At 39.5% G+C, this 19,195-nt stretch carries 14 protein-coding genes and 1 pseudogene; 11 read left to right on the forward strand and 4 right to left on the reverse strand.

Translation table 11 applies throughout. From position 1 onward, the window contains the following. Positions 1-11: 11 nt before the first annotated feature. The 9 genes from OO773_RS09710 (at position 12) to OO773_RS09750 (ending at position 8,976) form a co-directional block, all read left to right on the forward strand. Positions 12-854, forward strand: a complete 843-nt coding sequence (locus OO773_RS09710; protein ID WP_232088952.1) for a DNA adenine methylase — start codon at positions 12-14, stop codon at positions 852-854. After that, positions 847-2,361, forward strand: coding sequence for an AlwI family type II restriction endonuclease (locus tag OO773_RS09715; RefSeq protein ID WP_264828777.1), 1,515 nt, complete (start codon positions 847-849; stop codon positions 2,359-2,361). Before OO773_RS09710 ends, OO773_RS09715 begins: the two co-directional genes overlap by 8 nt. 31 nt (positions 2,362-2,392) lie before the next feature. Then, positions 2,393-2,545, forward strand: a complete 153-nt coding sequence (locus OO773_RS09720) for a hypothetical protein (protein ID WP_264828778.1) — start codon at positions 2,393-2,395, stop codon at positions 2,543-2,545. A gap of 23 nt (positions 2,546-2,568) precedes the next feature. After that, positions 2,569-3,426, forward strand: coding sequence for a DNA adenine methylase (locus OO773_RS09725; protein ID WP_264828779.1), 858 nt, complete (start codon positions 2,569-2,571; stop codon positions 3,424-3,426). 1,040 nt (positions 3,427-4,466) lie between these two features. After that, complete coding sequence (locus tag OO773_RS09730) at positions 4,467-4,874, forward strand: hypothetical protein (protein WP_264828780.1); 408 nt, start codon at positions 4,467-4,469, stop codon at positions 4,872-4,874. A gap of 360 nt (positions 4,875-5,234) precedes the next feature. Continuing rightward, positions 5,235-6,278, forward strand: a complete 1,044-nt coding sequence (locus OO773_RS09735) for a replication initiation protein (RefSeq protein WP_264828781.1) — start codon at positions 5,235-5,237, stop codon at positions 6,276-6,278. Positions 6,279-6,418: 140 nt separating this feature from the next. Continuing rightward, positions 6,419-7,102: an AAA family ATPase gene (locus OO773_RS09740; protein WP_073115518.1), complete on the forward strand. Its 684-nt coding sequence runs from the start codon at positions 6,419-6,421 to the stop codon at positions 7,100-7,102. A 290-nt stretch (positions 7,103-7,392) separates the two neighbouring features. Beyond that, complete coding sequence (locus tag OO773_RS09745; RefSeq protein WP_040499103.1) at positions 7,393-7,647, forward strand: hypothetical protein; 255 nt, start codon at positions 7,393-7,395, stop codon at positions 7,645-7,647. Between the two features lie 144 nt (positions 7,648-7,791). Further along, a complete protein-coding gene (locus OO773_RS09750) occupies positions 7,792-8,976 on the forward strand; it encodes a type II toxin-antitoxin system HipA family toxin (protein ID WP_255298860.1) in 1,185 nt (394 codons plus the stop codon). A 69-nt stretch (positions 8,977-9,045) separates the two neighbouring features. Here the strand turns inward: OO773_RS09750 and OO773_RS09755 are convergent, their stop codons facing one another. Then, entirely contained in the window at positions 9,046-10,128 is a 1,083-nt protein-coding gene (locus OO773_RS09755; RefSeq protein WP_176486573.1) for an RNA-guided endonuclease InsQ/TnpB family protein, read from the reverse strand. 381 nt (positions 10,129-10,509) lie between these two features. On the opposite strand from OO773_RS09755, the gene OO773_RS09760 reads away from it, so the two are divergent. Then, positions 10,510-11,268 (forward strand): relaxase/mobilization nuclease domain-containing protein, encoded by a 759-nt coding sequence (locus tag OO773_RS09760; protein ID WP_264828782.1) that lies wholly within the window; start codon positions 10,510-10,512, stop codon positions 11,266-11,268. Positions 11,269-11,291: 23 nt separating this feature from the next. Further along, entirely contained in the window at positions 11,292-12,389 is a 1,098-nt protein-coding gene (locus OO773_RS09765) for a hypothetical protein (RefSeq protein ID WP_264828783.1), read from the forward strand. 58 nt (positions 12,390-12,447) lie between these two features. Here the strand turns inward: OO773_RS09765 and OO773_RS09770 are convergent, their stop codons facing one another. The 3 genes and pseudogenes from OO773_RS09770 to OO773_RS10195 form a co-directional block, all read right to left on the reverse strand. Further along, a complete protein-coding gene (locus OO773_RS09770; protein ID WP_264828784.1) occupies positions 12,448-13,371 on the reverse strand; it encodes a tyrosine-type recombinase/integrase in 924 nt (307 codons plus the stop codon). A gap of 30 nt (positions 13,372-13,401) precedes the next feature. Then, entirely contained in the window at positions 13,402-14,010 is a 609-nt protein-coding gene (locus OO773_RS09775; RefSeq protein WP_264828785.1) for a hypothetical protein, read from the reverse strand. 1,025 nt (positions 14,011-15,035) lie between these two features. Next, positions 15,036-17,459, reverse strand: a pseudogene (locus OO773_RS10195) (SNF2-related protein); the annotation flags it as partial. Between the last annotated feature and the right edge of the window lie 1,736 nt (positions 17,460-19,195).

The following is a 19,195-nucleotide window of genomic DNA, read 5'->3' on the forward strand; positions in this document are numbered from 1 at the left end:
AATATAAACTAATGCCCCAGCTAAAGCCTTTATTCCCAGCTCATATTAAAAGATTTATTGAACCCTTTGTAGGCGGAGGGAGTTCGTTTTTAAACACACCAGCCAAAGAATACCTACTTAACGATATAAACCCCTATCTCATTAACCTCCACCAGTCCCTAATCACTCAAGATTTTAACAATTTTCTAAACTCAATGCTTACAAAAATCCAAGCCTATGGGCTTTCTTGCTCTTTTATAGGCCATCTCCCCCCACTCCCTCTGCGTCAAGATCACAAAAAAACCTACTTTGCAAAATATAACAAAAATGCCTACAAGCGATTGCGGGCAGATTTCAACGCTCACAAACAAGACATGCGCTCTCTTTACTTACTCTTGATCTATGGCTTTAACCACATGCTACGCTTTAACTCTAAAGGGGATTTTAACTTGCCCGTTGGCAATGTGGATTTTAACCGCAATGTTGTGGGGGCTTTAAAAGCCTATTTTGAGCGCACCAAAACCCAAAAACTCCTATTCTCTTGTCTAGACTTTAGAGACTTTCTAGGGAAAATTGCGTTTCAAAAGGGGGATTTTGTATATTGCGACCCGCCCTATCTTATCAGTGGAAGCGAGTATAACAAGCTTTGGAGTATAGAACAAGAAAAAAATTTATATGCCATTTTGCGGGCTTTGGATGCTAAGGGTGTGGCGTGGGGATTTTCAAACCTAGCCACACATAAGAGGCAAGAAAACCCACTATTACTCGCATTTGCAAAAAATTACAAAATCTTTGAAATCCAAAGCAATTACATCAGTTTTAAAGATAATAGCATTAAAAAAGATTCTAGAGAAGTCTTTATCACCAATGTCTAAAAAACCCAAATATAAAATCCTATCCTTCAGCACAACCATGCGCAACCCCAAGCGTATTGGAGCGTTTTTAGAAGTACTTTCTAGATTTGAAAATTACCCTCTAACACATGCCGTGATTATAAGGATTGTTGCTACTTTGATTAAGGAAAAGCTTTATGAAACCGAGTATGAAAGACGCACTTATAAAGAGAAACTAAAAAATGACTCAGAATTTAGCGATGCCCAAATCCAAGAGATCATCACAAATTCGCCCCAAAAACACAAAGAAGCGGGCTTTGAGCGTGGATGGGAAAGCCGTTTTGACACTTGGTATAAACTCTCAAAAGAATTTGGCTTTTGTTACTATAGAATGGGTAAGCCAATTTTGATCTCTAAAACGGGGCATATGCTTATTAAAGCCATAAACACAGAAGGGGAAAATGGAGCTAGAGTTGCAAACATTTTCTTAAACGCACTAATTAAATACCAACGAAATAATCCCTTTAGGTGTGTGCGCAATGACAACGCTCCTCTGCCCTTGCTATTAAACACCATGCACACTCTTAAAGAACAAATAGGGGATTCTAAAATCCACACTCAAGAAATCCCCTTTTTGCTATGTTGGAAAGACAACGACCATAAGGCATTAGCAAACTATATACTAGACTTCAGATACACAAACCCACATTTTCAATACAGCGATGATCTTATCTATGAAAAAGCCCTAGAGCTCTTAGAGAGTACCAATACACGGCGCTTTAAAAAAGTACAAGTATGTGGGGAGGGTGTAGATGATTATATCCGCAAGATGCGCATGACACAGCTCATTACATTGAGGGGTGGGGGATTCTTCATTGACCTTAATGCCTTTGAAAGTACAAAGACTGATTATGTGATCCAGCACTATACCAACTATCCTAAGCACGGCGATAATGCATCTTATTTTGCCTACATGGGGACAATTGATAGCTACATTTTAGACATCCCTCCTAGTGTGGATAACACCACAAGAGAGAGCATCAAGATCCAAGCTCTAAACCATTTTGCCAAAACTTACACGCAAGAGCAAATCTTTAGCGAATTAAAAATCCTTGCTACTAAAAAAGCGAGCAAAGACACACTTTTAAAAAATATTCCTGAGCCGACACGGCTTGAGTTTCTTACAAGTATTGCCTTAAAGAAAATTTATAGAGATTTGGAAGTTTTGCCAAATTACAGTGTTGATGATGAGGGGCTACCTACAAGCCATGCAAGTGGAGGCAAACCCGATATTATTTGTGATGATTCTAGTTCTCATGCTATCACAGAAGTAAGCTTATTATGTGGACGGGCACAACTTTCTAACGAACTCATCCCCATTGCAAGGCACTTAGATGAGGAAAGCAAGCAACATAAAGATAAACACAACTTCGCCCTTTTTATTGCCCCTACAATCCATGGCGATTGCCAAAGATACGCTAGATTTGCCAAGCAAGATGAAAACCTAGAGATTTGTAACCTAGAGAGCCTTTCAATGCAGTCCTTTTAAACTCTCTTTGTACATATTGCTGAGCTCTTGTATGTTTAATCTTTCTAACCGCAGATATACAGGGGCTAAAACAAAAATTCTAAATGAAATCGGCGCAGTGGTAGCGGGTATTTCAAGTATAAAGAACAAACCATACAAGGTATTCTTAGATGTCTTTGGAGGAACAGGCGTAGTTGCTCTCTAGCCTACTTTTTAGTGCAGATAAAATTGCAAACACCGAATGACTTTTTACACGCTAACCATGCGATCTATCAAGCCTTTTTAGCACAAGAGCCTTTCAATGCAGTCCTTTTAAACTCTCTTTGTAAGCGCTACAACGCCCTTGAAAACCTAGCAGATAACTATTACTCTGAAAACTTTGGGGGTAAGTTTTTTAGCCCTCTAGATGCTAAAAAGATTGGTTTTATCCGCGACGATATAGACCACTTACTAAACAACCATGTTATCACTCTAAAAGAGTTTTATATTTTGCTCTCTAGCCTACTTTTTAGTGCAGATAAAATTGCAAACACCGTAGGGCACTATGATGCCTATAGAAAAAACACACCCTTGCAAGATAGGTTTAAGTTTGGACTAATTCAGCCCATACAAACCCCATATGCTATAGACATTCACAAGATGGATGCCAATACTCTAGCCAAAAACCTAAACATGCCCATTGATGTCGCTTTCGTAGATCCACCTTACAATTCAAGGCAGTATTCAAGGTTTTACCACCTTTTAGAAACGCTCACTAAAAATGACCAACCCAAACTTTATGGACAAGCTCTAAAGCCACAGCCTGAGAATATGAGCACTTATTGCAAAGTGAACGCAAAACTTGCCTTCAAAGACCTGATCCAAACTTTAGCGCAAAAGACAAAAGTTCTTGTTGTAACCTACAATAACACCTACACTTCCAAATCCAGCTCTAGCCAAAATAAAATCACACTTCAAGAGATTAGTGCGATTTTGCAAAGCAGTGGTAAACTTTCCACCTACGAATTTCCCTTTAAAGCTTTCAGTGCAGGCAAAACAGAGTTTAAAGCCCATAAAGAGTATATTTTCGTGTGTGAGGTGGTATGAGTTTTTTTGGTTTATTATTCAAGTTGTGGCACATATATTTGCGTGTGAAGTGCCCAAATGCTAAAGACATTTGGGCTTCCTAGGCTGATGTTGCCCGTAGGGAGAGTTTGGTTCTCACTCTGTGTCCCTATAGTAGGGATTTTACAGAGTTTGAGCTCCAACGCATTCCCTACAGGTCTCACACATCATATCTCCAAAGGCGTAACTTCCGACACTTCCTGCCGTAGATACGAATGTATGGGGACATTATACCACAAATTAGTGGCATTCATCCCACCCGCTAAAGACGAGTGGGATTTCTGCCAAAGAGTTTTTAAATACCCATTAACCACTTAAGCAAACCCCAACCATACTTTGATACTCCCAACACCCAACCTTTGCCTTACAAGCCATTTTAAAGCGATTTAAACGCTATCTTTGTTCTATTGCTTTGTCTTTAGCTTATCCTTGCTTATTGTCTTACTCCTTATCTCATCCATTGCCTTGTTTTTTTCTTGCCTATCTCTCATTTGTCCTAATCTCTGTCTCTGTCCGTTGCTTTTCTCAACACACCACTTTGTCTTCCTCTCATTCCCTCCAAAGATTTGAGTGCTTCCTGATCGTGGACATTTTCGGACAACCTATCTAATCACTTCCACTTCAAAAGCCCTCTCTTGGGGGGTTTGGGGGGCTTGCCCCCCAAGATAAATCCTCATAAATGCCAAGCGTCAGCTTGGCTTACCTAGGCCTTTTGTGAGGAGTTTTCCTGATTTTTTTAGTTTTTAACCTTTTTAAAAGAGCTTTGCTCTTTTTAACCTTTTAGACCCCTTGAAAAGCCCGTGTGGAAGGGAGTTCGTTAGGGGTATTGATGGATTTTTTCGCACTACTGATGGATTTTTTCGCACTACTGATGGATTTTTTCGCACTACTGATGGATTTTTTCGCACTACTGATGGATTTTTTCGCACTACTGATGGATTTTTTCGCTGATTAAAAATGTGATTTAATATAAAATTAATTATTACCTACTAGAATACTAATGTAGAAAGGCTGAACAGATTATGGATATAGCAAAGCAAAAGCAACTTTTGATGGAGCAACTTAGTACTCTCCAGACACTCATCAATGCTGAAACAGATAACACATTTAAGGAGATGTTGAGGCAAGAAAAGGCTGATTGCCTTAAAGACTTGAAGATGCTGGTATCTTTGATGTCTGTACTTCCTGGAGATCAACAAGATAGAACAGAAAATATCATACAAGAAAGTAAAACACAAGAACATACAATAAACAAGAATACCATACAAGAAAATACAGGAGTAAACAATAACATACAGAAAAATATAATAGCAAACAACACTATACAAGAAAACACTATAGCAGACAATAACAGGCAAGAAAATACAATACAAGATATACCAATAGAACAAGCAAAGTCTTATACAAGAAAACACTATAGCAGACAATAACAGGCAAGAAAATACAATACAAGATATACCAATAGAACAAGCAAAGTCTTCACAACAGATTCAGGAAAATCAGGTTTCTATACCTCAAGAGGCTAAGTCCATACAGCATCAAGAACTTCAAGGGATAATTCCAACACAACAGGATCAAAACATCTCACATCCAGTCATTTCTGAAAAATACATCGCCTTCCACAACGATGTGAATTCTGTTAATCTAGGTAAACTAAGTGCATTGGAAACGAATTTACTCTTTGCTATTTTTAACAAACTCAAAGACAGACAAGATGAGCTCTTGGTGTTTGATCTTGATTCAGAGTGGCTAATTTCTGGATACTCTACCCTCGTGCTGAAGAGAACATCATGCTCTTTAGGAAGTTTCGCATTAACTACCATGACACCCAAAAGACCCAAGTTAAGAGCATGGAAATCCAAGTAAACATGCCCTACTTTGGCTACTTACTTAACTTCTTGAATGCTAACTTCACTTCCTTTGAGCTCTTGGAGTTTCAAAATATCAGAGGGAAGTATGCTAAGACTCTTTATAGACTGCTTAAGCAATGGAAAAGTGTAGGTGTACCTCCTAGAATGGAGTGGGGCAAGTTTAGGGAATTGATGGGGATACTCAGAGATTACCAAGTAGGTGAAATTGAGATGCATATCCTCAAACCCGCTATCCAAGAACTCAAAAAGCTCCCTCAATTTGAATCTCTTTGCTATGAAAAACTCAAAACCAAAGGCATGGGCAATCGCATCACCCATATTCAGTTCTACTTCCAGCCCACCACTAAAACAAGCAAAGATAAAGAACAAGCCAAAAGAGATTTAAAAACCATTGCTTGGAAAATCAAAAGCCAACAAGTGATTGAACAAATCAAACGCTCTAAAAAGCAACGAGCAGAGCAAGCCAAACAAGAGGATAGTGTTATGGAAATCTTAGGGGCGGCTTTTAGCAAACCCCAAGATCCTAGTATTGTGCTTGTCATTGATAGCATACACCCTACTCTAAAGGGCTATAATTTTTTAGCCAAGTTCTACCAGAATGGCCAACAGATTGATGAGAGAAGTGCCACCCTAGCTAACAAAGAAATCTTACTAGAGAGTTTTGCTAGAGCTGGTTATCAAAGAATAGACTTAGCTCAGCAATCACAGCAAGTTGATCAAACACCACAACAACCACCAGATTTAAATCCTAAAGACGATCTGACAGACTACATTGGACGCAATCTTTACATGAGCAAGAATGGTGTACCTGCTAGCCTTAAGATCAAAGACATTGCTAGATTAAAAAATGGAACGATCCAAGTAGAGGTGAAAGATGTGGACAAACCCCGCAAATCTTTAAATCCTTTTAAATTTGAAAACGCAGCGCATTTTAAAAATTGGTTTAGAAAGTTTGCAGAATAAAAGTATTGTATGGTAATGTGTTTTTAAATATTGTATGGTAAATACATGTATTGTATTTTATGTTATATAATTTTGTTGTAAAGTATGGTAATTTGTTGTAAAGTATGGTAAAATATGGTAAATACAAGTAAGGTAATTCTATGATCATCACCATTGCTAACGAAAAAGGTGGGAGTGGAAAAAGCACCCTATGTATTAACTTAGCCCTGCAGTTTCTAGCAGAACAAAAAGACATTGTGGTACTAGACACCGATCCCCAACAGAGTGTAGAAGTATTTGTTAATATCAGAAGCGAAACGAGTTTGCCTATCTTTCCTCTATTTAATAGAACTGGCAATATCACAGATACCCTTAAGCAGATGGTTGGCAAGTACCAAATTGTTATAATTGACACTAAGGGCGAGCACTCCAAAGAAAGTCAAAGAGCAATTTTACTTAGCGATCTTGTTTTAATCCCAACAACACCTAGTCAACTAGATAGCGCTGTGCTTTTGGACATGTTAGAAAGAGTCCAAGATTTACAGGCACTCAATGAAAAGCTAAAAGCGTTGGTTCTTATCAATAGAATACCGCCAATCCCCACTCTTAAAGAAAAACAGGCTTTAGTAGAATTCATTGAGCAAAACAACACTAACAACAGGGTGCTTCTTTTAAAGAACCACTTAAGTGAGCGCATCGCCTTTAAGCGTAGCATATCAGAGGGGCTTGGTGTGATGGAATGCGGCGATGTCAAGGCAAAGAGAGAATGGGAGCAGTTTTTTAACGAACTAACATCCCATCTACCCCAGTCTATGCCAAATAAGGATAAAAGCCATGCGTTGTGAAGTGCCCAAATGCTAAAGACATTTGGGCTTCCTAGCCTGATGTTGCCCGTAGGGAGAGTTTGGTTCTCACTCTGTGTCCCTATAGTAGGGATTTTACAGAGTTTGAGCTCCAACGCATTCCCTACAGGTCTCACACATCATATCTCCAAAGGCGTAACTTCCGACACTTCCTGCCGTAGATACGAATGTATGGGGACATTATACCACAAATTAGTGGCATTCATCCCACCCGCTAAAGACGAGTGGGATTTCTGCCAAAGAGTTTTAAAAATACCAAAAAAGGAGACTCTATGGAGATAGAAAATTTAGAATCTTTAGATGCAGCATTTGAAGCCAAAAACCAAAAGAATGGTGCTAAGAAATATTACACCTTATTTTTATCCCAAGCTACAATGTCTAAATTGGAGCAATACTTAAAAGAATTTGGACACTTCAAGGAAAATAAGAGCACCTTTATCCAAGAGGCTTTAGAAGAGCACTTAAAGAGAAAGAGAGAACATATCAAGCAAGAGTTATCTGAGAAATTGAAAAAATTGCAGGATTGAATGCCCACTTGTTACCCAATTGCGCCGTAAAGCCCCTAGTTTTAGCTATGGGAGTACAGCACTAGTACCAGGATAAGCAAAAATTTTAAAAGTCTAGTACAGGAGAATCTAACCCTGAAGTCATCAAAAAATATTAATCAAAGTATTGAAGTTTATAGCAACACGGATCAAGTGGGGGTTTTAGAAGTCTATGCTACTGGGAGAAATGAAACCTATTACTTCACATACGATGCTAATTGGATACAAAATGGATTTGAAATAGACCCACAGCTACCACTACAAGAAACTAAAGTTGTTTCTAAAGAGCTATGGGGGGCTTTTTGTGATATTAGTCCTGATAGATGGGGCAGATTGATTCAAAAAAGAGAAGCCAAGAGTGAACTCACTGATAGCGAATACATGCTAGGGGTGAGCGATTACTTCAGAGTGGGGTCTTTGCGTCTTTTTAAAGAGGGTTTGTTTGTATCACCTAGTACAAACCATCCTAAACTTGCCAACATCAACCAACTTTGTGTTTCTGCACACAGAGTGGAGCAAGGAGAAAGTTTAGAGGATGATCTAAGAAAGTTACTTGCCCCCAGTGGTAGTTTAGGTGGGGCTAGACCTAAGGCCAGTGTTTTAAAAGAGGGCGTACTCTACATCGCTAAATTTCCCTCCCTTAAAGATGCCGATAAGCAAATCTCTAGATGTGAAAAAACCATGCTAGATGTGGCTAAACTAGCAAAAATACAGGTTTGCCAAACAGAATTACTTGAAACTTCTAAGGGCACAGTTCTTTTAGTTAAGAGATTTGATAGAAAAGAACAAGAGAGAATCCCTTTCAAATCAGCCATGACTCTTCTAAGTGCACGCGATGGAGAACAGAGGAGTTATTGCGATTTAGCAAAGGTGCTAGATCAAAAGAACAAGAAGGAGTTATTCCGTAGAATGGTGTTTAATGGGTTATTTGGAAATTGTGATGATCACTTAAGAAACCACGGGGTACTCTATGATCAAGAAAACAAAACTTGGAATTTAAGCCCTGCCTTTGATATAACACCTGAAAGCATTGTTTATGCCAAACAAACCCATGCTCTTAACTTCATAGACTTAGAAAATCTACCCTCTATTGAGCTATTTGATCGAATCAAGCACCATTTTAGTGTAACAGAGACTTTATTTAAAAGTATCTTAAAAGACATGTGGGGTGCAAGAGAGCGGTTTGAAATTCTTGCTAGAAAAAATGGGATCAATAGGGATAATTTAATCGCTCTTAAAAATAATTATCAGCATGTAGACTTTGAAAAAGTCCAACAAATGTTTAGTGTGAACAAAGGCATTGAGTTTTAGAGGATTGGAAAGTTGACATACTCCCCATAGCTAAAGCTAGGGGATTCTGGGATCATCAAAGCTTGCCCGCTAGGCGGGTCTTACAGCTTCTCCTCCAAGAGTGGATGCCCCCACTCTATGAATATTTATACTTGTGTTCAAATCTCTATCCAAAGAAAAGCCACAAGAAGGGCAATGAAAAAACCTATCTTTTAGGCTTAAATCCTCTTTGAGTGCTCCACAATTAGAACAAGTTTTAGAGCTAGGATAGAATCTATCAATCTTAACCACTTGGGTTTTTCTCTCCAAGATAGCCACAAACTCACCAAAAGCCAAATCATTAATCTTGCGCCCCCAAAGTTTAACCATACCCTTCAGGTTCAAATCTTCAATGAAAATAGTGGCGTATTGTTTGGCTAGGCTATTAGCAATCTTGTAGAAAAAGTCTTTTCTAAGATTTTGGACTTTGCGGTGCAATCTAGCAAGTTTTAGCCTAGCCTTTAGGCGGTTATGACTGCCTCTTTTCTTTTTGGATAGGGAGCGAGAGCAAGCACGGATCAAAGGCAAGAATTTAGAGAAAAATAAAGGCGATGGGATTTGTGTGCCATTAGAGCATGTGAGAAAAGTTTTTAACCCAAAGTCAAGCCCCACGCTGTTACCGCCTGCGGGCTTAAGGTTATCCTCTGTTTCGCACACCAAGCACAAGAAATAATCGCCTAGATTATCTCTTTTAATGGTTAAGGTCTTGGGTTTGCCTGCAAGGTCGTAGGTTTTGACAAACTTAAAGCGATAGCCATTAAAAGAGATAATGTTGTCTTGGATTTTATAACCACATTGTGAAAATGTGAAAGACTGATAGTTGGCCACCTTTTTAAATCTAGGCGGTCTGCCTTGTTTCTTAAAAAACTTTTTATAAGCCTTGTCTATCCTCCCTACTAGCTCTTGCAAGGTTTGAGAGCCTAGAGTTTTCAAAAAAGCAAAGCGTGCTGTTCTCTTTAGCTTGGTGATGTGCTTTTTCAAAGTGTAGAAATTCAAGTGCTTCTTATAGAGCCTATAATACCGCTTATGCAAAGCGATACAATGATTGTAGCAAATGCCATAAAGACGCAAGAGTCTGTCTATCTGCTTGTTCTTGCTTGAATTGTAGAGTTTCTGCTTGTAGGCGATGAGCATAGAACTATATTATACACACTTTGCTTGAAAAACGACCAAACATGCGCCTTATATCCCCATAGCTAAAGCTAGGGGGTTTACGGCGCGGTTGCTAAGTGAATCACCCCACCCGCTAAAGACGAGTGGGATTTCTGCTAAGGTATTTTAAACAAGTACGCTTCTAGCAATCATAAGCCAAAAACCCCAAAACTCATTAATCAAACTTTAAGCTTCTCACAAGTCCCTATTTTAGCCACCTGCAAGGTCAAAATGACAAAAACATGTGCATGTTTTTGTGTTATCCTGCCCATTTTTGCAACTAGATTTTTCTAGGGCTATTATGCTAACTTCTTGAGCATGCATACAATCAAAAGAAGTCTTGCTAAATCATTGCGTTTTTTCATGGATCTTGAAGAAGAACCGCTATTTGATTACGTCAAGGTGCACCAAAGAAAAACGCCAAAGTCTAAAAAAACTTACATAGAATTCTTCCACCAAGCCATTGTTGATTACACCAAAAATTTAATAACTTCTACTACTAGGTCTAAAAGAAAACAAGTTGTGATCAAAAACATAGCTAATATGACTACCGGGCATTTACAAAGAGCTCTGGATTATTTGCTCAAAAAATCTGAGGATCAGACAGTGGTAGACGAATTTTTTGCCACAGTGAAAGCAGAGGAAGTTTTAGAGCAATGGAGAGAGGACTTTAGATCTTCAAAGAGCAGAGCTAAGAATGTTGCGATGCATTTGGTTTTCTCTATTGATGAGCCCATTAACAAGAGAAACTTACAAATTTTAGAATCCTCCGTTTATCAAACACTTATTGACAGTCTAGGCTACAACTATGCTTTTATTCTTAAAGTCCATAGCCATCAGAACAAACCCCATGTTCATGTACTTCTTAACAAGACACACAAATTCACAGGTAAGAAGTTACGCTTTACTTCTAAAACAGATTGCAAAGAATTTTTCCATTCCATGCGTGAGGATTTTAAAAACCATCTCTTCATTAACTCTAATGCAGAACTGGAATATTCCAATACGCCTAACATTGAAAAGCACTTAAGAAGTATTGAGAAGGAATTAGAAGAGATTCAAAAGATGGCCAGCAACAACAATACCAAGCTCTGCTCAAGCAGCAAGCTAAGATATGTGTAAATTTAGATAGAAACATTGTTGCCATGCAAAAACAAAAACAAGCTCTGCTCAAGCAGCAAGCTAAGATGCAGCAAGAATTTGAAAAAGAGGACCCCAAGTTTTTTCACTTCATTAAACACCTTAAACCTGAACATGTCAAACGCAATATCAAAGGTAGTCAACGGGCGATTAAAATTGTTTCTGCAAAAATACAATTTGCTAACAAAGTACAACACAAATATCTTAAACAGCAAAAGGAATTGTTGCAAAGAGAAAATAGATTTTTGAAAAATGCATTCAAGATTGATAAGCTTGATCAACAAATCCATCTCTTGGGCAAGGATTTAGATCAATTCCTAGACCATGAAAACAATTTCACAAAGTGGATAGCAGGATATAGCCTTCTTTCACAAAAACGCCAACTCTTAGCCTCCCTAAAATCCATGAGCTCTGGCTATGGATCAAATAGACTGGCTAAGAATTTAGAAATGCTACAAAGAGAGATCAGAAATGATCAAGCACACTTCAAAGACGACATCTTTGCTCTCAATAGATTTTTAGATTTCCAATCCCTCTCTGGCCTTAAAAAAGCCAGCGTGTTTTTCTTGAACAAGCGGATCAATAGATGCCAGAGTATCTCAAAAATTGTAGAAAATGAATTAAAACACACAACAGCACAACAAGATGGATGGCCTGCCCTGCAAGCACTGCTTGATCAAAGAAGAGTAGAAGCCTTAGACCTAATAGAAAAGAGAAAATTCTTTCTTAAGAAACGCTTCATAGAGCTCCAGCAAAACTACAATCATCTTAAAAGCGAATACAACCAAGCTCTATTTGATCCAAATAAATCAAAAGAAAGCCAAGCGCTCTTCAAACAGCTTAATAGAATCACAAGGAATTTGGCTTTCATGGCTAAGGAGATTAAGCTAGCACAGCATATCAAACAAACACAGGGCAAAGAGCAGACAAAAGAGAAACAGCACAAGGTGCTTCAGGAGAGCCAAGAGAAAGAGCTTCCAAACACCACTAAAACTAACAACAAACTATCTAGCATCAGTGCTAACAAACAACACACAAAAACTTCAAATCACAGAAGAAAAGATGGCGGCTCAGGATATACCCGCGCTCTAGAAGGCTTCTAGAGCTTAAGTTTTTCTTATATAGAAATAGTTAGCCTTTAGTGTAGGACATTCCACACATTTATTTACTCCATAAATCCGCCACAATCTTTCCATAGTCGCTATTGGTATGGATGTAGATCTTTGTGGTTTCTATACTGGAGTGTCCTAGAACATGCTGTGTGAGCACAAGGTCCTTAGTTTCTCCATAGATATAGCTCCCAAAACTATGCCTTAACATGTGTAAACCCGCACTTTTGAAATTGTCGGTAAATCCTAAAGACACCAACATCTTATTAATAAAACGCTGGGATACTATAGATTTAAACAAGATTCCAGATCTGTCATTTTGCTTAGTCTTAGATTGAAGCCATTCCAAAAGATATGGTTCGATCAATTGTCTCTTAATCGTTACTAACCTCTCCTTATTACCCTTCCTCAATCCACTATAGGCCACAATCAGAACAATCAATCTATCCCGTTTCTCTAAATCACTCTTACATTGCATATTCTTTAGATATTCAATACAAGCAAATAATCTCTCTTTGAATAAAAATTTAGGTAAATGCGCGTGGTTTCCTAGAGAAATTTTTAGACTAAAATTAAAATGAAATCCTTTTTTACTATCTAAATACCTAAAAAATATCCCCAAATTTACCTTAAAAACACAGATAGATGATGGTCTGTATGTCAAGCTCATGGTGTATAAAAAATCTATTATGTGAGATTCTTTTAAAAACCTAAGGTGTTTAATATCAATTTTTGTCCTTTCAAAATATCTGAATAAGTGGATCAAAACCGCTACATTGTGCATAGACTTACAACCTAGTCGTACTAGCTTACTCTTAATTGCATTCAGTTCTTCAATGGTCTTGGCATCTAAAATTTGTGCCTGCATAGCTTGGTAAGTTTTTGTGTCTTTTACCCAATGTTTAGAATAAGATTTAGATTTAAAATCTATAAAATCCTTAATTTCAATAAATAACTCTCGTATAAATGTGCTCATTTGTTGCTCCTAAACTAACCTGTGTCGAGTTTAACACATTTCAATAGTATTACTGCCCTCTTGTCTTTCTCTACTTTTCTTTAAAGGGCGCGGTGTTTTTGTGTTTCGCTCCAAAACCCGTCTCCCCTCCTCAATGCAGCGCTTAGTCTCCTTGAGATGTTGTTTCATGATGCCTCCATGCATAAAAAGAACATTGTAGGTTTCAAAAAGTTTAGGCTCTGCAATCTCAAACATCAATTTGGCTAATTTTTCTGTTTTAGCTTGGGTGAGGGAATTTTGTTCATAGCCCAATAAAAGATTGTCCCGCTCTTGTTTGTAGATTTCTTGGCGCTGTTCTGCCTGCTCTAAGATTTGTGTTATTTTGTTGCGCTCTGCATCAGAACAATTATGCAGAGCAGCGTGCCAGCTCGCATTGTCAGAATGTTCTGGTCTAAAGGTGCTAATGTAGGTGGGGTCTTCTTTAGTGCGCTCTATTTCTGCCAAGATGGCTTCATGATCAGACTTGAGACCTTTTAAATAGCGTCCTCGTGGGTAGCTTTGCTCAATTCTTTTCTCATCATAATGCATGTCTGCAAACCTCACATGCTCTTTGAAGGCTTGTTCATGCTTACTTGCTTCTTGTCCAAGCCGAAACCCCATAGAACTACATTGACGCCAAAGCTCCCAATATGCCTCTTGGTGATTGAATGCCTTTTGCATCCACGTCTCATAAAGTGGCTACATTGACGCCAAAGCTCCCAATATGCCTCTTGGTGATTGAATGCCTTTTGCATCCACGTCTCATAAAGTGGCTCTTCTCTCTTTAATTCAGCTCTCAAGCGCGCCTCTTCTTCTAGCAAAAAGGCATTCATAGTTTTAATTTCCTCTAAATAATTTTCTTGTATGGTGTTGTCTGCTCTGTTTGCCCTAGATGCGCTGGGATGTTGGGCTGCTTCTTGCTGCATCCTTGTTTCTAACTTCTCTTTACTGGCTAGAGTGTCCTCTTTCTCTGACTTCTCTGGGGTATTGTCTTGTATAGTATTGTCTTGTGTATCCTGTTGCATTGCTTTACTAGCAAATTGTTCAGACTTAGCCACAAACCCACTTTTATAATTTCTATCTGCACTGCATTTAGCAATCTCTTTTAAAAGTTCTTGGTGATCCTCTTTAAGGGCTTGCAGATAGGTTAACTTAGGGTATTCTGCTGTCTTGTCTAGCAATGCCTCCAAGCTTTCAATCTCTTGTTGTGCCTTTTCTTGGTGTTCTTGCTCTCTGAGCATTTCTTTGTCTAGTCTCTCTAGGGCATTATCACACTTGCGCAAGAAGCCTTTAAAGTCTATGTCTGCAAAACTCCCTGCATCTAGCAAGTCTTGTTTGTCTTTGCTGTAGCTTAGATTGTCTGGTTGGATATAGCAATTAGAATCATCAGGGTGGCAAATGTAAAACTCCAGCTTGTTGTGATAGCGCATCGCTTTAAAACATAAGCCCCTATAGTTCATCACATCTATCTCTGTACCTTCATTTTCTAGGGCATTTTGCACACAAGCTTTAAAAATTGCCTCCATACGCTCTAAACTCTGTTTGCTTGACTTATCAGATTTAGAGAGATGAAAAACCTGTGGCTGGCCTGCCTCATCATAAAGCCCAATGCTTACAGATTCTTTCTTGGGCTCTCTAAGCTCTAAAAGAGTGTTTAGAATACCTATACGCTCCTGTGTATACTGCAATGTGCTTTTGTTTCTTTGCAAACTCTCTTGTTTGAAGTGCTGTTCTTTTAAAAAAGCCTTGTAGAGATTCTCCTCTTTTCTAAGAGTTTGTCTTAATTGCACCTCTTGGACTATCAAGGGATTGCCTGTGGCTAAGGCTTTCATCTGCCCAGCATCCGCACTCCCCATTGTGATGTCCTCTAATTCTCTTAAGCCTAGTTTGTGGGCATTTCTAAATTGCTCTAAACTTTTGCTTTTAGTCTCAATAATCTGCCACATACGGCTATCATAGGTTTGTTCTGTGGCGTATCTAAAGAGTTTGATAGTGAAGTGTTCTGGGTCTCTTTCAAAGAGCACATTGCCCTGTCTAATCAAGCGCCCCTCCATTTGTAAGAGCTCATCAGGTCTCCAAGGACAATCCAAAAAATGCCCTGCTACTAAGCGTTCTTGTACATTTGTGCCCACTCCCATCTTAGCAGGACTACCCAGCAACACCCGCACTTCTCCAGCATTGACTTTTCTAAAAAGTTCTTGCTTTTGTGCCTCAGTCTTGGCATCGTGGATAAAGGCGATTTCACTTTGAGGGATGCCCAGTTTGACCAGTTTTCTTAACACATCGCTATAGACATCAAAGGAAGCACTCTTAGCTACTTCTGTATCTAAATCTAGGGCTTTTGCCTGTTGTTCTGCTAATGCACTCTCTAATTCCTGCTGGCTAGGGGTGATGGCTTGCCCCTGCTCATTGTATTCTGTTAGACTCTCTAAAAATTCTTGCACGCTATCTGGGGTATTCTCTTGAGTATTCTCTTGGGTGCTCTGCTCTAATTGCACCCTTTGGCTATGCACTTTAGGGGTGGACAAGCTAATAAAGACTAACTGCGTGCCCTTGTCCTTATCCCACTCTTTATATTGCTCATAGATTTGCACAGCCATCGCTGCACTCTTAGAGTATGCATCTTGCACTTTTGCATTTGGATCAATCAAACGATAATCTAGGGCTGCTTTTCTAGCATCTGTGGTGCAAGCTAGGATATTGTCCTCTCCTATCTCTGGCTTTTTGCCCTTGCACTTCTCCATGCGATCTACAATGCTGCCTTCATTGAATTTGCCACTCTCATCCTGCACCCCAATAAAGCGCGCCACCTCCTCACTTCTTGGCACAACAATATTGATAGGCTTGCCCCCCTCTATGGGTGGCACAAAGTGGGGATTAAACTTTTGGATGTCTATATTGCTAATGACATCGGCAAAACTCCTATAGAGTGTGTTCAACTCTTGCACATTATTAAACTTAGAAAAACGGCTCACCACCTTGTAATTCTGTGCGCTGGTGTCTAGTTCTAAATCTGCTTGGATTTGTCCAAAGGTCTGTGCCCAGTCATCAAAGGTATCTATGCCCTTGTCTTTGAGAACCTCTGGCTGTAAGTATCTTTGTAGATGGTAGAGCTCTGCAATGCTATTAGCAATGGGTGTGCCAGTTAAAAACATGATCTTAGCCCCTCTGTTATGCAGGTATTGGGTCTTGACAAAGAGATCGGTGGCGCGTTTAGAGCCTTGTTTGTTGCCCAGTCCTGCCACACCCTGCATATTAGTGCTAAAGCCTAGATTCTTAAAGAGATGGGCTTCATCTACAATCAGATTGTCAATGCCCATCTGGCTAATGTCTATGTGGCTTTTGTTTTCTGCCAACAACTTAGAATACCTCACCCCTATGTGCTTGATAGCCTGCTCTTCAGCGCGCACACTCATCACAGCAGATTTATCTAACAACCCGTCCCTGACCAGTTTTCGCAAATATTCATTGCCATCGCGCAATGCCTGCTCCTCCTCAGCCCACATATCCGTAATAGTCTGTTCAGGATTAGCCAAAAACTCCAACTGGCTATGGGCAATGATGACTGCATCATATGCATTGTTGGCAATCTGGTTATAGAGTTGCTCGCGTTGCTTAGGGCTAAAGTCCTCACTCTCCACCACTAAGACATTGGCATTGGGGTAGGCTCTATAAAACTCTTGTGCCCACTGCTTGGTTAAATGATTGGGCACAGCAATCAAGCTCTTATTGACTAGACCCATACGCTTTTGCTCCATACAACTCGCAATGGCTACTAAAGTCTTGCCTGCGCCCACTTGGTGATCTAAACAAACTACCCTTTCTTGGATGGCTCTAAAGATAGCATTCTTTTGGTGCGCTCTAAGTTCAATATTTTGATTAAAGCCCTCCAAGCGCACATGCGATCCATCATAGCTTTTAAGCACATTAGTATTAAAGGTGTCATTATAGATTTGCTCTAAATGTGTGCGCCTATCATAGTCTGCATAAATCCACTCTTTAAAGGCTTCTTGGAGTTGTGTAGCTCTCTCTTGAGCTAGGGTGCTTTGTTCCTCATCTACGACCATAATGGGCTTGCCATTCTCATCTGTTTTATTGGGGTCGGGGTATTTAATCTCAAGAGGGCTGTTGTTCAACACACACTCTAGTAAGCGCGCCCCACTCATTTTTATTCTGTCAGAATGGTTTTTGTCTCTAATGCCTAAGAAGTCTAATTCTTCTGTGTTATTTACATGAAAGCCTCTAGTTTTAGCCACACAGAGGCACTTTTCTACATACTCTTTATAAAAAACCCCCTCTTTGCCTGCTTGTCTGTAATGCTCTCTAACCTGCTCTAAGAGGAATTGCTCATAGTATGTAGGGGGAATCCAAGGCGTGCCTAAATGCAGAGCAATGTCTATAGCCTTGATGTCTACAGGGATGATAGCCTCTAGGGCTTGGACATTTTCTATTAAGTCCTCTCTGCCTGCCTCTATGGCTTGTTTGGCTTCCTTGAGCTTTTGCTTGACATTCCCACTCAAATAATCACTGGCTAAGACATAGCTAGAGTTTTCTAAATGGCTCTTAAAAATCAATTTTTGCTCTAAAAGTTCCTCTAGTGTTTTCTCTATACTTTGACTTACAAAATGCTCAGCAATAAAGGCTAAATCTAATCCCCCCGTTTGGCTCACACTCGCCATTAAAGCCTCTTTGGCATTGTTGATCGTGAATGTTTTTTGAGGGGCTAGGGTGCGCTTGAAAAAAATGTCTGCTTTTTGAGCGCTGGGTTTTCTAAGAGATAAGCCTTGAGCCTGTGCTTGGGCTTTGTTAATGCCCTTATCAAAGTCTCTTTCTAAGCCCAAGACTCTAAAGCCATACAAGTCCCCTTTAAGGTCTTTGCGGTTTTTGTTTTCATTCAAATAGCCAAAGGTTTTCACAAACCCATCATAGAGAGCATTGAGCTTTTTTCTCTTGGTTTCTAACTCCCCATCGGTGCTTAAAGGGTTGAGCTCTGCTTGGATTAAGTCATGGAGCGCATCTCTTAGAGGGATGAAAGCTTGGATGCGCTTTTTTTGCATTTTTGTTTTGATGGTGGGGACTTGTTCTAAGAGGTAAACTTTATCTAAGGTATCCACATCCCAATCTGCAGCCTTGAATCTGTAAATCTCTCCTTCAAACTCTACATAATTGCCCGCTTTTGCGTTTGCACAGATTTGGGCATATTGGGCAAACTTGTGGTGTGAGCGATCTAAAATCACAAGCCCTTGAGGATACTCCGTCTTTCTATATCTGTAAATGTCCTTTGGCAAAGTAGAGATGAGAGAAGAGATGGCTTGCTTTAAATCTAAAGAGGCTGGGGGGGTGTTGGTGAGCTCCATACCCTTGTTAGCCACGCGCGCCTGCAGATTCCCCAAGATGTGCTCAGGGTGGTTGATAAAATACTCATTGAGGCAAAAACCCAAGAGTTCTTTTTTATTCTTTTCAAAAAAAGCGTGTATTTGCTCCTTTTGTGCCTCATCCCAATCTGGGACAACTAACTCTGGCGTGCTAGCAGCCTTGTTAATCCCTAAAAGTTTATCAATGTCCTTAGCTAGTCTAAGATGCTCGTGGGCAGTTGTGCCTTTGATCAATTTTTTGTGAGCAGTGAGCACATCTAAATCTAGCTTTTCACCTACCCTGTAATAGGGGGCAGAGCGCATAAAATCTTGGTTGAGCTCTGTATCTTGTCCCTTTTTAAAGAATATGACATCTGTCGTAACTTCCGTGCCTGTGCCCTTGAACACATTACTAGGCAATCTAATCGCTCCTAAGAAGCTAGCTTGCTTGG

This window comes from Helicobacter suis HS1 (assembly GCF_026000295.1).
Taxonomy (GTDB): domain Bacteria; phylum Campylobacterota; class Campylobacteria; order Campylobacterales; family Helicobacteraceae; genus Helicobacter; species Helicobacter suis.

What these genes read in the sequence shown, in the direction of transcription:
- OO773_RS09710 (WP_232088952.1), top strand. Translation starts at nt 12, where the DNA reads ATGCCCCAGCTAAAGCCTTTATTCCCAGCTCATATTAAAAGATTTATT.
- OO773_RS09715 (WP_264828777.1), top strand. Translation starts at nt 847, where the DNA reads ATGTCTAAAAAACCCAAATATAAAATCCTATCCTTCAGCACAACCATG.
- OO773_RS09720 (WP_264828778.1), top strand. Translation starts at nt 2,393, where the DNA reads ATGTTTAATCTTTCTAACCGCAGATATACAGGGGCTAAAACAAAAATT.
- OO773_RS09730 (WP_264828780.1), top strand. Translation starts at nt 4,467, where the DNA reads ATGGATATAGCAAAGCAAAAGCAACTTTTGATGGAGCAACTTAGTACT.
- OO773_RS09735 (WP_264828781.1), top strand. Translation starts at nt 5,235, where the DNA reads ATGCTCTTTAGGAAGTTTCGCATTAACTACCATGACACCCAAAAGACC.
- OO773_RS09740 (WP_073115518.1), top strand. Translation starts at nt 6,419, where the DNA reads ATGATCATCACCATTGCTAACGAAAAAGGTGGGAGTGGAAAAAGCACC.
- OO773_RS09745 (WP_040499103.1), top strand. Translation starts at nt 7,393, where the DNA reads ATGGAGATAGAAAATTTAGAATCTTTAGATGCAGCATTTGAAGCCAAA.
- OO773_RS09755 (WP_176486573.1), bottom strand. Translation starts at nt 10,128, where the DNA reads ATGCTCATCGCCTACAAGCAGAAACTCTACAATTCAAGCAAGAACAAG.
- OO773_RS09760 (WP_264828782.1), top strand. Translation starts at nt 10,510, where the DNA reads ATGGATCTTGAAGAAGAACCGCTATTTGATTACGTCAAGGTGCACCAA.
- OO773_RS09765 (WP_264828783.1), top strand. Translation starts at nt 11,292, where the DNA reads ATGCAAAAACAAAAACAAGCTCTGCTCAAGCAGCAAGCTAAGATGCAG.
- OO773_RS09770 (WP_264828784.1), bottom strand. Translation starts at nt 13,371, where the DNA reads ATGAGCACATTTATACGAGAGTTATTTATTGAAATTAAGGATTTTATA.
- OO773_RS09775 (WP_264828785.1), bottom strand. Translation starts at nt 14,010, where the DNA reads ATGGGGTTTCGGCTTGGACAAGAAGCAAGTAAGCATGAACAAGCCTTC.